This is a genomic window from Kitasatospora sp. NPDC094028 (assembly GCF_049543595.1).
GTDB lineage: Bacteria > Actinomycetota > Actinomycetes > Streptomycetales > Streptomycetaceae > Kitasatospora.
In genome coordinates this window covers 1-12,888 of the sequence record NZ_JBMVFA010000069.1, presented here as the reverse complement: position 1 = coordinate 12,888, position 12,888 = coordinate 1, and the positions used below count along the sequence as shown (strand labels likewise).

Here is a 12,888-nt window from a genome sequence, read left to right as displayed (position 1 = left end):
CGCCGACGGCCGCATCGTCGACGAACTCCTCAACCCCACCGCCGACACCGTCCTGGACCGCATGCGCCGCTTCGACGCCAAGGGCCGCACCAGCTGAGACATCCACGCGCCCGGCACGGCCCGCCCACACCTCTCCCAGGACACCCCATGTATCGCACCGCACTGCGCAACGTGCTGGCCCACAAGGGCCGACTGCTGATGACGGCGCTCGCCGTCATGCTCGGCACCGCCTTCGTGGCGGGCACGATGGTCTTCTCCGACACTTTCGGCAAGGCCATGCGGGACAACAACTCCAAGAGCTACTCGGACGTCTCCGTCCAGGTCACCGACCGCTCGGCCGACTCCTCCCGGCGCCGCGCCGAGGGCGGCACCGAGCCCCTCACCGACGCCGCCGTCCAGAAACTGGCCGCCCTGCCGGGCAGCGCCGACGCCCGCGGCGTGGTCAGCGGCTTCACCGGCGTCTCGGACAAGAAGGGCGACCTGATCGGCCAGTTCTGGGCCGCCAAGGGCGCCAACTTCGCGCCCGGCCAGGGCGGCGCCGACCCGCGCTACCCGATGGCCGAGGGCCGCGGCCCGCAGAACGCCAAGGAGATCGCGCTCGACCGCAAGACGGCCGACAAGGCCGGCTACAAGGTCGGCGACACCGTCCGGGTCGGCGCCACCGGCCCGGTGGTCGACGCGAAGCTCACCGGCATCTTCACCACCGACGACCCGGTGGCCAACAGCGGCGGCACGCTCACCCTGTTCGACCGCGCCACCGCCCAGCAGCTGCTGCTGGAGCCCGGCCGCTACAGCGCCGTCGTGCTCACCGCCAAGCCCGGCACCAGCCAGGACGACCTGCTCGCCCAGGTCGAGCAGAAGCTCGGGAACGACAGCCGGTTCGACGTCGAGACCGGTGCCCAGCTCAAGGCCGACGACGAGGCCATGATCACCCGCAGCACCGACAGCCTGCGCACCATGCTGCTGGTCTTCGCCGGCATCTCCCTGTTCGTCGGCATCTTCATCATCGCCAACACCTTCACCATGCTGGTCGCCCAGCGCACCCGGGAGCTGGCCCTGCTCCGCGCGATCGGCGCCAGCCGCAAGCAGGTCACCCGCTCGGTGCTGATCGAGGCACTGGCGATCGGCACCGTCTCGGCGGTCGCCGGCCTGCTCGCCGGCGTCGGGATAGGCGCCGGTCTGCAGTCCCTGATGGGCAGCCTCGACGAGAACATGCCGAGCGGCTCACTGGTGATCAAGCCCATGACGATCGCGGTGACCGTCCTGGTCGGCGTCCTGGTGACGGTGCTGTCCGCGCTGCTGCCGGCCCGCCGCGCCGCCCGGATCGCCCCGGTGGCCGCGATGAGCAGCGGCGACCAGCCGGCCACCCAGAAGAGCCTGCTGATCCGCAACACCATCGGCTCGCTGCTGACCGCCGGCGGCCTCGCCCTGATCGGCTACGGCGCCTCCACCGGCGACGACAGCGGCCGGATGCCGGTCGGCCTGGGTGCCTTCCTGGCCCTGATCGGCGTGTTCGTCCTGCTGCCGCTGCTCTCCCGCCCGGTGGTCGCGCTGGTCGGCCCGCTGCTGCGCCTGGTCGGCGGCACCCCGGGCCGGCTCGCCCAGCAGAACGCGGTGCGCAACCCGCGCCGCACCGCGGCCACCGCCGCCGCGCTCACCATCGGCCTGACCCTGGTCAGCGGCCTCACCGTGATCGGCTCCTCGGTCTCCGGGGCGCTCGACGCCACCATCACCAGCAGCGTGCGGGCCGACTACCTGGTCTCGACCGCCAACGGGATGAGCCTGTCCCCGCAGATCCCGGCCCAGGTCGCCAAGGCCCCCGGGGTGGCGGCCTCCTCCCCGATGACCTCCGCCTACTGGTCGCTCAACGGCTCCTCCCAGGAGGTCACCGGCCTCGACGCCGCCGCCTTCGACCAGCTCGTCAAGCTCAAGCTGACCAGCGGCTCGACCGCCTCGCTCGCCCAGGGCCAGGTGCTGGTCGACGCCGACGTCGCCAAGAAGGCGGGCGTCAGCACCGGCGGCACCGTCACCCTGTCCTACTCCGACCGCACCAGCGGCACGTACACCGTCGGCGGCGTGTACGAGAAGGGCGGCGTGGTCGGCTCGGTCGTCCTGGCCAACAGCGAGATCGTCAAGCACGAGCCGCACGCCCGCACCCCCGACGTCCTGGTGAAGGGCGCGAACGGCGCCACCGACGCCCTCAAGCAGTCGCTCAAGGACGCCACCGGCGCCAACCCGGTGATCAAGGTCAAGTCCATGCAGGACGTCCGCAACGACTTCAGCCAGAGCATCACCTTCGCGCTGAACATGATGTACGGCCTGCTGGCGATGTCCGTGCTGGTCGCGATCCTGGGTGTGATCAACACGCTGGCGATGTCGGTCTTCGAGCGCAAGCGCGAGATCGGGATGCTGCGGGCGATCGGCCTGGACCGCGGGGGCATCAAGCGGATGGTCCGTCTGGAGTCCGTGGTGATCTCGCTGTTCGGCGCCGGCATCGGCCTGCTGCTCGGCTGCTTCATCGCCTGGGCGATCAACGGCACCCTGAAGTCCAGCCTGGCCGGCCTGACCACCGTCCTGCCGTACGGCCAGCTGGCGCTCTTCCTGGCGCTGGCCGGGCTGGTCGGCCTGGTGGCCGCGATCTGGCCGGCCCGCCGGGCCGCCAAGCTGGACATCCTGGAGAGCATCAAGACCGACTGACGGCCCGGCCACCGACGCCGCCGGCCCCGAGCCTCCCGCTCGGGGCCGGCGGCGTCTCCGGGCCCAGCGGGCGCCCTGCCCCGAGCCTCCGGGCCGGAAGGCCCGGAGGCGAGCGGGTGACGACGCAGCAGAGCCCCTGCCGGAGGGTCTCGGCAGGGGCTCTGTACTGCTTGTACTCCGCCCGGTCGCACGGCCGGCTGAGCACCACGGAGGTCGTGGTCCGGCGACACTGCCGGGCGGAGGGCCTCCGACTCATACCCGGCGCTCCCACACCGGGGTCTCAGTCGCTTACTTGCCGGCGAGTTCCTTCTCGGCGGCCGGCTTGGCAGCGGTCTCGGCGGGCTTGGTGGGCGGCGTGACCTCCTGGATGGGCAGCTGCGGCTGCTCCATCTGGGAGAGGCCGACCATCTCGCGCTTGAAGAAGACCGCGAGCGTCCAGTCCATGAAGACGCGGACCTTGCGGTTGAAGGTCGGGACCATCGCGCCGTGGTACAGGCGGTGGAACCACCAGGCGAGGCGGCCCTTGAGCTTGACCTTGCCGAAGAGGATCGCGACGCCCTTGTGCAGGCCGAGGCCGGCCACCGCACCGAGGTTCTTGTGCTTGTACTCCTTCTGCGGGAAGCCCCGCATGCCGGAGATCACGTTGTCGCCGAGGACGACGGCCTGGCGGCAGGCGTGCTGGGCGTTCGGCGGGCACCAGGCGCCCTCGCCGACGGCGAGGTCCGGCACCTGGGCGTTGTCGCCGGCGGCCCAGACGTAGTCGAGGCCCTGGACCTGGAGGGTCGGGGCGGTGTCCACGTGGCCGCGCGGGCCCAGCGGCAGGCCGAAGTTGGCGAGGATGGGGTTCGGCTTCACGCCGGCCGTCCACACGATGGTGGCGGCGTCCATCTCCATGCCGTTCTTCAGCATGACGTGGCCGTCGATGCAGGAGTCCATCGAGGTCTCGATGTAGACCTCGATCTTCCGCTCCTCCAGCTTCTCCTTGGTCCACAGGCCCAGCTCCGGGCCGACCTCGGGGAGGATGCGGTTGGCGGCCTCGACCATGACGAAGCGCATGTCGTCACGGGTGAAGGTCTTGTACAGCTTCGCCGCGTCGCGCGCCATGTCTTCGATCTCGGCGAGCGTCTCGACGCCGGCGAAGCCGCCGCCGATGCAGACGAAGGTCAGGGCCTTGCGCCGGATCTCCTCGTCCGTGGTGGACTCGGCCTTGTCCAGCTGCGCCATGACGTGGTTGCGGAGGCCGATGGCCTCCTCGACCGTCTTCATGCCGATGCCGTTCTCCGCCAGACCCGGGATCGGGAAGGTGCGGGAGACCGAGCCGGTCGCGACGACCAGGTACTCGAACGGCAGCTCGTAGGTGTCGCCGGCCGCGGGCTGGATGGTGGCGACCTTGCGGGCGTGGTCGATGCCGGTGACGGACCCGGTCAGCACCTCCGCCTTCTTGAGGACGCCGCGCAGCGGGGCGACGAGGTTGCGAGGCGCGACGCTGCCGCCGGCCGCCTCGGGAAGGAAGGGCAGGTACGTCATGTACGACCGCGGGTCCACGACCGTGACGGTCGCTTCGCCGTAGCGCATCTTCTTGAGGATGCGCATCGCGGCATACAGGCCGACGTAACCACCGCCGACAATGAGGATGCGAGGACGCTCCGTGGTGCTCATATCCGAAAGTATCCAGCACCGTCCGGAGCAGCCTTCGTGAGCCCGGTCACAAGTTGCTGGACACCCCGTGCTACACTGCGCGGCCGCAAAACCGGCCCCGGGGTCCGTGCTCACGGCCCCGCGCGAGGGTGTGTGAACACGCGCCGGAGCACCACCCTGCTGAGCAGCAACGATCCGTACAGCACCCGGGTTCCCGCTCGCGATTTCGATTTTCAAACCTCAGGCGAGCCCCGGCCTGCGATCCCACGGTTCCCGCCGCCGGGGAACCTTCGGTCCCACATTTCGGACGTAGCGGGCGAGCGGGTGCGACGAATGACTGGATCGCCATGTGAAGAAATTCACGAACATTCCGCCACGGGCCCGGGCGCGCCCCGGCCCCGACCCCCCGGAAGGGGCGTCGGGGCCGGTCCGGTAAGCCGTGCAGGGGGTCAGGAGGCGATACTCCAGGCGACCCCGTCGAGGATGTCGTGCTCGCTGACGACCACCTCGGCGGCGCCCGTCCGGTCCATGATCTCCAGCAGCTCCAGCGCGCCGGCGGCGATCACGTCCACCCGGCCCGGGTGCATCGACGGGATGGCCGCGCGCTGGGCGTGGGTGGCGGCCAGCAACTCGGCGGCGATCTCGGCGACCCGCTCCCGGCTGATCCGGGAGTGGTGGATCCGCGCCGAGTCGTACTCGGGCAGGTCCTGGGCGATCGCGGACACCGTGGTGACCGTCCCGGCCAGGCCCACCAGGGTGGCCGCGCCCTTCAGCGGGACGACCTCCTCGGCCTTGTCCAGCTCGGCCCGCACGTGCGCCCGGGCCTCGGCGACCTGCGCCTCGGAGGGCAGCTCGGCGCCGCCGAAGTGCCGCTCGGTGAGCCGCACGCAGCCGATGTCCACCGACCGCGCCGCCTGCACGTCGTCCCCGCCGAGGACGAACTCGGTCGAGCCGCCGCCCAGGTCGAACACCAGGTAGGGCGCCGGGAACTGACCGGCCGACAGCTCCTTGGTGGCGCCGGTGAACGACAGGTGCGCCTCCTCCTCGCCGCTCACCACCTCGGGCTCGACACCCAGGATGTCGCGCACGCCGGTGACGTACTCGGCGCTGTTCTCGGCGTCCCGCGAGGCGCTGGTGGCGACGAAGCGGGTGCGCTCCGGGCCGACGCCGAAGCCCGCGATGACCTCCCGGTACTCGCGGCACGCCGCGAAGGTGCGGGCGAGCGCGTCCGGGTGCAGCCGACCGGTCCGGTCGACGTCCTGGCCCAGCCGGTTGATGATCATCCGGCGGTCGAGGTCGGTGATCTCCCCGGTCTCCGGGTCGAGGTCGGCGACCAGCAGGCGGATCGAGTTGGTGCCGCAGTCGATCGCGGCCACGCGGGTCATGGTCACTCGGACTCCTGCTCCGTGCCGGCTTCCGGTGCGTCGGCCTCGGCGGCGAGCTTCTTGGCGGCCCGCTCGGCGGTCTTCTGCTGCTTGGCCGCGATCACGGCCTCGTGGTCCTGCTCCTTGGCGCGGTTGCGGGCGACCCGCTCGCCGGCGGCCTCGACCTCGGCCGGGGAGACGCAGGGGCCCTTGGCCCACCAGTCCTCCAGCATGCCGATCGCCTCGTCGCCGAGCGGGTTGACGCCCTCCCCGGCAGCCAGCGAGTGGCCCACCAGGACGTGCAGGCACTTCACCCGGTCCGGCATGCCGCCGGCGCTCGGGAAGCCCTCCAGCACCTCGATGGCGTCGCGCCGGGCGATGTAGTCCTCGTGCGCCTTCTGGTACGCGGCGGCCAGCTCAGGGTCCTCGGCGAGCCGGGCGGACTGCTCCTTCATCACGCCCTCCGCCTCCAGGGTGCCGATCAGCGAGGCGGCCTTGGGGCAGGTCAGGTAGTAGAGCGTGGGGAACGGCGTGCCGTCCGGGAGCCGGGGGGCGGTCTCCACGACGTCCGGGTTGCCGCAGGGACAGCGGTGCGCCACACCGCGCAGGCCGCGCGGCACCCGGCCGAGCTGGGCGGCGATGGCCGCGACGTCGGCGTCGGAGACGGCGGGGTGGTTCTCAGTGGTCATGGGGGGAGGTGTCTCCAGCGGGTGGCAATGGGGTCGGACGGGGGTTGGCGGGGGCGGCCGCGGCGGTGTCGGCCGCGTCCACCGAGTCCCAGATGCCGGCGTACCAGGGCTTGGCGGCCTTCACCGGGCCGGCCGCCGTGCCTCCGGGGGAGGCGGTGTCGGTCGCGGAGGGCTGGGCCGCGGGCTGCTTCCCGGCCGGGTCCACCGCGATGTACGGGGTCTCCCCCGGCACCGCGTAGTGCAGCCGGGCGCGGGCCTGCGCCTTGACGTACTCCGGGTCCTGCCAGCGGGCCTTGTCCCGGCGCAGCTGCTCGACCTGCTGACGCGCGTGGTCGGCCTTCGCCCGCTGGGCGGAGATCTCGGCGCGCTGCGAGATGAACTGCCGCGTCGGGTAGGCGAGGATCGCCACCAGTGAGCAGAGCACCAGGACGAGGACGGTCGCCCGGCTCGTGAACCGAGGACGGGCCGCCAAGCCCGGAATCCTCCAGCCAGCCATCTCCGGTGTCCCCTCCTGGTCGCGACGGTGCCCCGCCGTCCACCCTACGGGGTGAACGGCGGGGCACCGGTCAGGCGTGCACTGCCGAGGCGCTCGGCCTCGCGGTGTCAGCCCTCGTGGCGGAAGCGCGGGAACGCGCCGCGGCCGGCGTACTCGGCGGCGTCGTCGAGGATCTCCTCGATGCGCAGCAGCTGGTTGTACTTGGCGACGCGCTCGGAGCGGGCCGGGGCGCCGGTCTTGATCTGGCCGCAGTTGGTGGCGACGGCGAGGTCGGCGATGGTGACGTCCTCGGTCTCGCCGGAGCGGTGCGACATCATGCAGCGGTAGCCGTTGCGCTGGGCCAGCTCGACGGCGTCCAGGGTCTCGGTGAGCGAGCCGATCTGGTTCACCTTCACCAGCAGGGCGTTGGCGGTGCCGGTCTCGATGCCACGGGCCAGGCGGGCCGGGTTGGTGACGAACAGGTCGTCGCCGACCAGCTGGACCTTGTCGCCCAGCTTGACGGTCATGGCCTTCCAGCCGTCCCAGTCCGACTCGTCCAGCGGGTCCTCGATGGAGACCAGCGGGTAGGCCTCGACCAGCTCGGCGTAGTACTCGATGAGCTCGGCGGCGGAGAGGGCCTTGCCCTCGAACTGGTAGGCGCCGTCCTCGTAGAACTCGGAGGAGGCGACGTCCAGGGCCAGCGCGACGTCGCGGCCGGGCACGTAGCCGGCCTTCTCGATGGCCTCCACGATGAGGTCCAGGGCCTCGCGGTTGCTGTCCAGGTTCGGCGCGAAGCCGCCCTCGTCGCCGAGGCCGGTGGACAGGCCGCGCTCCTTCAGCACGCCCTTGAGGGTGTGGTAGACCTCGACGCCCCAGCGGACGGCCTCGGAGAAGGACTCCGCGCCGATCGGGGCGATCATGAACTCCTGGATGTCGACGTTGGAGTCCGCGTGCGAACCGCCGTTGAGGATGTTCATCATCGGAACGGGCAGGACGTGCGCGTTCGGGCCGCCCAGGTAGCGGAACAGCGGCAGGTCGCTGGCCTCGGAGGCGGCGTGCGCGACGGCCAGCGAGACGCCCAGGATGGCGTTGGCGCCGAGCGAGGACTTGTCCGGGGTGGCGTCCAGGTCGAGCATGGCCTGGTCGATCAGGCGCTGCTCGGTGGCGTCGTAGCCGACGAGCTCCGGGCCGATCTGCTCGATGACGGCCAGGACGGCCTTCTCGACGCCCTTGCCGAAGTAGCGGTTCTTGTCACCGTCGCGCAGCTCCAGCGCCTCGAAGGCGCCGGTGGAGGCACCCGAGGGGACGGCGGCACGGCCGGTGCTGCCGTCGTCGAGGCCGACCTCGACCTCGACCGTGGGGTTGCCGCGCGAGTCGAGGATCTCACGGGCTACGACGACATCGATGGACGGCACGAGGCATCTCCTTGCGGAAGCAGGGTCCGGCTGACGGGGTGGTGACTGTCGGCCGGACGATTGCGGAGTCGTTACGACCAGAGCCTAACCGCCCGGACCGGCGGGGCCACGTCGGCCTCGGTTCCGTCTCAGCGTGTGGCCCCACTACCCACCGGTAGTTCACCTGCGCGACCCGGCCCGTCCGCCCGGATCGGGGCGATTGCGGACGAAGGGGGCCGGTGCGGCCGGCCCCCTTCCGGTACGGCCGGTCAGCCGAGGTGCAGCACCTGACCGGGCATGATCAGGTTCGGGTCGCCGCCGACCGTCGACTGGTTGTGCTGGTACAGCGCCTGCCAGCCGCCGGACACGCCCTGGGCGGCGGCGATGTTCGACAGCGTGTCACCGGCCCGGACGGTGTAGTCGTGGCCGGTCGGCGCGGACGGGGCCTGGTCGGCGCGCGGGGCGGCGTGCTTCGGGACGTACTGCTGGGCCGACTGGTCGACCGGCTTCTCGGCCTGCTTCGGCGCGGCGTGCTTCGGCGCGGACGGCTGGGCCGGCTTCGCGGCGGGCTTGGGCGCCTTCGGGGCCTGCGCCTTCGGAGCCTGCGTCTTCGGGGCCGACTGGGCCTGGGTGTCCGAGGAGTCGTCGACGGACGCGGCCGCGCCGCCCTTGCTCAGCCCGGCCTTCTGGGAGCAGACCGGCCAGGCGCCCGGCCCCTGCGAGGCCAGCACCTTCTCGGCGACGGTGATCTGCTGCGCCCGGCTGGCCTGGTTGGCCTGCGGCGCGTAGGCGGTGCCGCCGTACGCCTTCCAGGTGCTGGAGGTGAACTGCAGTCCGCCGTAGAAGCCGTTGCCGGTGTTGATGCTCCAGTCGCCGCCGCTCTCGCACTGGGCGACGGAGTCCCAGCTGGAGGCCGGGGCGGCGACGGCGCCGCCGGCGGTGAGGAGCGGCAGCGCGAGCCCGACACCGGCCACACCGGCGACGGCGATGACCTTCTCGGCCTGGGTGCGGCGGCGGTGACGGCCAGATCCAACGAGCAGCATGAAGGGTCCCTCTCCGCACGCCTGCGAGGTGAGCTGTCGGGTTCGGACCGGGAGGTGGCCCGGCCGCCGTGCGCGGAGACGATCCCGCTCGGGCGGCTTCACCCCAAGCCGTGGAGGAACGGCAACAAACCTGGTTCCCCCGCCCCTGCCCAGGGTCTGGTCGGTTTCCCGTGGCGCGGCGGGCAGGATTCGGCGTTCCGCGCACGAGGTCCGCAGCTGCGAACTCCAGGGAGACTAGACAGATCATCAGGTCGATCACAAGCTCATATCACCGATATCACACAGAAATCACGGCATGTGATCAATCGCCTACCAACGGCGTCGCTTTGTCCGGATTGATGCGTGTTCACACCGGCGCCAACGGCGTACCGGCGACGGCGCGTCAGCGTGGTGCGGTCTCAAAACGCGCATGAGGTGACCGGATCTCAGGGGTGAACTCGACCGGAAGTTCACGCAGACCCCGCATGATCAGGCCACCCCGCCACCGCAGTTCCTCCGGCCGTTCGGCCAACCGCAGATCCGGCAGCCGGGAGAGCAGCGTGGCCAGCGCGGCCCGCCCCTCCAACCGGGCCAGCGGGGCGCCGATGCAGTAGTGGATGCCGTGCCCGAAGCCCAGGTGCGGATTGTCCGCCCGGGCCAGGTCCAGGGTGTTCTCGTCGGCGAACCGGGCCGGATCGCGGTCCGCCGCCGCCAGCACCACCAGCACCGGATCGCCCACCGGGATGTCCACCCCGCCGATCGACAGCGGCTCCGTCGCGAACCGCCAGGTCGCCAGCTCCACCGGCCCGTCGTAGCGCAGGAGTTCCTCGATCCCCGTCTCCAGCAACCCGCTCTCGCCGCGGGCCACCGACTCCTGCAGCAGCCGGCGCTGCTCCGGGTTGCGCAGCAGCGCGTACGTGCCGTTGCCGATCAGGTTCACGGTCGTCTCGAAACCGGCGAACAGCAGGATGAAGGCCATCGCCGCGGCCTCGTTCTCGGTCAGGTGCTCGCCGTGGTCGCTCGCCCGGATCAGGCCGGAGATCAGGTCGTCCCCGAGGTCCGCCCGCTTGCGGTGGATCAGCTCCAGCAGGTACGCCCGCATCCGCTTCACCGCCCGCCCCACGCCGCCGCGTTGGCCGCCGCCGTGTCGAATCATCATCCCGGCCCAGTCCCGGAAGTCGTCCTGGTCCTCGGCCGGCACGCCCAGCAGGTCGCAGATCGCGTAGATGGGGAGCGGGAAGGCGAACTCGTGGATCAGGTCCGCCGAACCGCGCTGCGCGAAGCCGTCGATCAGTCGGTCGGTGAGCTGTTGCACCCGCGGCTCGAACTCGGCCACCCGGCGCGGGGTGAACGCCTTCGACACCAGGCGGCGCAGCCGGGTGTGGTCCGGCGGGTCGATGTTCAGCAGGTGCGTCATCAGGTCCGCCTGCCGCTCCCCCGGAATGCCGACCCGGCCGGTGCGGTGCGCCTGCTCGCTATGGTGCGCCGGGTTCTTCGACAGCCGTCCGTCCGCCAGCGCCTGCCGGGCGTCCGCGTACCGCGTCACCAACCAGGCCTCCACCCCGCTCGGCAGCGTGGTGCGGTGCACCGGGGCGTGCTCGCGCAGCCAGGCGTAGGCCGGGTACGGATCGGCGGCGAACTCCCAGGTGAAGAGCTGCGGGGCGGTGGCATCGGGCTGAGCAGGCATGGGTCGACGGTATCCGGTGGGCGGCGCGCGGCCGGGCCGCGGCGTTCGCGACCACCACCGGCGGCGCGCGAAGGGCTCGTGAACGGCGCGCGGACCGCCCGCGAGCCGTGCGTGAGGCGCGCGTCAACACCCCGTGCCGGGCCCGTGCACGGTTCTTGGACAGCTCTTGGAGTTACGGCGGGCGTGAGTCTGGTCACCTGCGGGGTAATGCCTGTTGCGGAGGGTCAGGTCGTGCCTACGATCCTCCGCAGTACGCGTGGGCGCCGGTGCGGTGTCGCCCACAGGGAGGAGCAGACCATGCGGGTCGCCGGGGCAGTCGTCGTCATCGCGGTACTCGACGGCGGGTCGGGGTCCGACCTCGCCCGCCGGCTCACCGCGGCCGGCGCCGCCGGGATGCTGATCGCCGACCAGCACGTCGGCGTCGCCGAGGACCTCGCCGCCGAACTCGACCGCACGGGCTGCCGCGTCGTCGGCGTCAGCGGGGACGTCCGCCGCCCCAGCGACGTCGCCGCCATCGTCGACACCGCCGAGAAGCACCTCGGCCCGATCGACCTGTTCTGCGTCGCCGGCCCGGACGGCGAGCGGATCGTCTCCCTCGCCGAACTGCCCGCCCACCTCGACCTGGAGCGGCTCGCCGAACTCCTCGCCCTCGTCGGCGACGCCATCGCCGAGGTCGTCCCGCCGCAGCGGCACTCCACCGAGCGCACCGCCACGGCGGCCTGACCCCGCTCCGCTACTCCGCCGGATCCAGCCCCTCGGCCGCGCGCACCGCGTCCCGGTAGCCGCGCGCCGCCGAGCGCAGCGCCGCGTCCACGTCCACCCCGGCGTCGTGCGCCCGCTGCGCCACCGCGAGCAGCAGCCGGCCCGCCGACTCCTCGGTCAGCTCCGCCTCCGGCGGCAGCACGTACGGCTCGTCCGGCACGCCCGCGAAGCCCGCCCGCCGCACCCGGGACACCAGCTTCGCCGCGTACGCCAGCGCCGGCATCCCCGCCGGCACGCCGTCCAGGACGGACTCGCGGTCCGCCTTCTCGGCCGCCTTCAGCTGCTCCCAGTTCGCCGCCGCCGCGGCGGCGCCGTCCGCCTCGACGTCCCCGAACACGTGCGGGTGCCGGTAGACCAGCTTGTCCACGATGTCCCCGGCCACGTCGTCGACCGAGAACGGCTCCTCCGGGTGCTCCTCGGCGATCCGGGCGTGGAAGAACACCTGCATCAGGACGTCGCCCAGCTCCTCGCGCAGCGTGTCGCGGTCGCCCGCCTCGATCGCCTCGACCAGCTCGTACGCCTCCTCGACCAGGTACTTCACCAGGCTCCCGTGCGTCTGCTCGGCGTCCCACGGGCAGCCGCCGGGCGACCGCAGCCGGTCCATCACCGTCACCAGGTCCAGCAGCCGCGAGCCCGGCAGGTCGTACGAGCCCGGCAGCACCTCGATCTCCGGCACCTCCCCGGCGTGCTCCACCGCGAGGCGCGCCAGGGCGTCCGTCAGACCCGGATCGCCGTCCACACCGCCCAGCCACACCGTGGGCCCGTCCGCGGCCGGCCGCCCGGTCAGCAACCGGGCCAGCGACGGCGCCGACTCCGCCGCCACGACCTCCACCTCGACCCCGGCCTGCCGCACCGCCGCCACCTGCGGATGGCCGGCGTCCCCCACCAGCACCCGCCCGGCCGACCGCAACGCCTCCCACGCCGGCCACGACAGCAGGCCGGGAGCCACCCGGTGGGTGGTGGTCAGCAGGATCAACTTCGCGCCCGGAACATTCGTCGTCACCCCTCGAACCTACCCGCCCCCACGCCCCCGAGGCCCTCGCACAGGAAGTCGGCCGGGCCGACTTGGGCGTGTAAGCGATCTCGTGTAAGTGCCTTGTGGTTATCGGATGCTGAGCCGGTCCTCGAAGAAGAGTGAGAACTGGTTCAGCGCCTCCTTC

The 12,888-nt window shown here is 72.0% G+C and carries 10 protein-coding genes, 1 pseudogene and 1 riboswitch; of the genes and pseudogenes, 3 read left to right on the top strand and 8 right to left on the bottom strand.

From position 1 onward, the window contains the following. A pseudogene (locus tag ACPC54_RS41525) lies at positions 1-97 on the top strand (ABC transporter ATP-binding protein); the annotation flags it as partial. 50 nt (positions 98-147) lie between these two features. After that, positions 148-2,697 carry an ABC transporter permease gene (locus ACPC54_RS41520; protein WP_498972876.1) on the top strand — a complete coding sequence of 850 codons (2,550 nt, stop codon included), beginning with the start codon at positions 148-150 and terminating at the stop codon, positions 2,695-2,697. A gap of 288 nt (positions 2,698-2,985) precedes the next feature. Here ACPC54_RS41520 and ACPC54_RS41515 read toward each other — a convergent pair whose 3' ends face one another. The 7 genes from ACPC54_RS41515 to ACPC54_RS41485 all read right to left on the bottom strand — a co-directional run bounded on the left by ACPC54_RS41515 (position 2,986) and on the right by ACPC54_RS41485 (position 10,966). Further along, positions 2,986-4,356, bottom strand: coding sequence for an NAD(P)/FAD-dependent oxidoreductase (locus ACPC54_RS41515; protein WP_498972874.1), 1,371 nt, complete (start codon positions 4,354-4,356; stop codon positions 2,986-2,988). 428 nt (positions 4,357-4,784) lie between these two features. Further along, on the bottom strand, positions 4,785-5,720 hold the full coding sequence (locus ACPC54_RS41510; RefSeq protein WP_498972879.1) for a Ppx/GppA phosphatase family protein: 936 nt from the start codon (positions 5,718-5,720) through the stop codon (positions 4,785-4,787). Between the two features lie 2 nt (positions 5,721-5,722). Continuing rightward, the gene (locus ACPC54_RS41505; protein ID WP_498972878.1) at positions 5,723-6,406 is read right to left on the bottom strand and encodes a DUF501 domain-containing protein; all 684 of its coding nucleotides are present in this window, start codon (positions 6,404-6,406) and stop codon (positions 5,723-5,725) included. Continuing rightward, complete coding sequence (locus tag ACPC54_RS41500; RefSeq protein WP_498972872.1) at positions 6,378-6,860, bottom strand: FtsB family cell division protein; 483 nt, start codon at positions 6,858-6,860, stop codon at positions 6,378-6,380. Before ACPC54_RS41500 ends, ACPC54_RS41505 begins: the two co-directional genes overlap by 29 nt. A gap of 131 nt (positions 6,861-6,991) precedes the next feature. Continuing rightward, positions 6,992-8,278, bottom strand: a complete 1,287-nt coding sequence (gene eno / locus ACPC54_RS41495) for a phosphopyruvate hydratase (RefSeq protein WP_498972870.1) — start codon at positions 8,276-8,278, stop codon at positions 6,992-6,994. A 248-nt stretch (positions 8,279-8,526) separates the two neighbouring features. Further along, a complete protein-coding gene (locus tag ACPC54_RS41490) occupies positions 8,527-9,300 on the bottom strand; it encodes a transglycosylase family protein (RefSeq protein WP_498972869.1) in 774 nt (257 codons plus the stop codon). A gap of 4 nt (positions 9,301-9,304) precedes the next feature. Further along, positions 9,305-9,472, bottom strand: a riboswitch (cyclic di-AMP (ydaO/yuaA leader). A gap of 210 nt (positions 9,473-9,682) precedes the next feature. Next, positions 9,683-10,966 (bottom strand): cytochrome P450 family protein, encoded by a 1,284-nt coding sequence (locus ACPC54_RS41485; protein WP_498972867.1) that lies wholly within the window; start codon positions 10,964-10,966, stop codon positions 9,683-9,685. A gap of 297 nt (positions 10,967-11,263) precedes the next feature. Between ACPC54_RS41485 and ACPC54_RS41480 the strand changes: the two genes are divergently transcribed. Further along, the gene (locus tag ACPC54_RS41480) at positions 11,264-11,689 is read left to right on the top strand and encodes an SDR family NAD(P)-dependent oxidoreductase (RefSeq protein WP_498972865.1); all 426 of its coding nucleotides are present in this window, start codon (positions 11,264-11,266) and stop codon (positions 11,687-11,689) included. Between the two features lie 10 nt (positions 11,690-11,699). On the opposite strand, the gene ACPC54_RS41475 is transcribed toward ACPC54_RS41480, so the two are convergent. Continuing rightward, the gene (locus ACPC54_RS41475; RefSeq protein WP_498972863.1) at positions 11,700-12,731 is read right to left on the bottom strand and encodes a nucleoside triphosphate pyrophosphohydrolase; all 1,032 of its coding nucleotides are present in this window, start codon (positions 12,729-12,731) and stop codon (positions 11,700-11,702) included. Positions 12,732-12,888 lie beyond the last annotated feature (157 nt).

Bases quoted from the DNA above. Each gene is read 5' to 3' on its own strand.
- ACPC54_RS41515 (WP_498972874.1), bottom strand. From the start codon at position 4,356: ATGAGCACCACGGAGCGTCCTCGCATCCTCATTGTCGGCGGTGGTTAC.
- ACPC54_RS41520 (WP_498972876.1), top strand. From the start codon at position 148: ATGTATCGCACCGCACTGCGCAACGTGCTGGCCCACAAGGGCCGACTG.
- ACPC54_RS41510 (WP_498972879.1), bottom strand. From the start codon at position 5,720: ATGACCCGCGTGGCCGCGATCGACTGCGGCACCAACTCGATCCGCCTG.
- ACPC54_RS41485 (WP_498972867.1), bottom strand. From the start codon at position 10,966: ATGCCTGCTCAGCCCGATGCCACCGCCCCGCAGCTCTTCACCTGGGAG.
- ACPC54_RS41490 (WP_498972869.1), bottom strand. From the start codon at position 9,300: ATGCTGCTCGTTGGATCTGGCCGTCACCGCCGCCGCACCCAGGCCGAG.
- ACPC54_RS41480 (WP_498972865.1), top strand. From the start codon at position 11,264: ATGCGGGTCGCCGGGGCAGTCGTCGTCATCGCGGTACTCGACGGCGGG.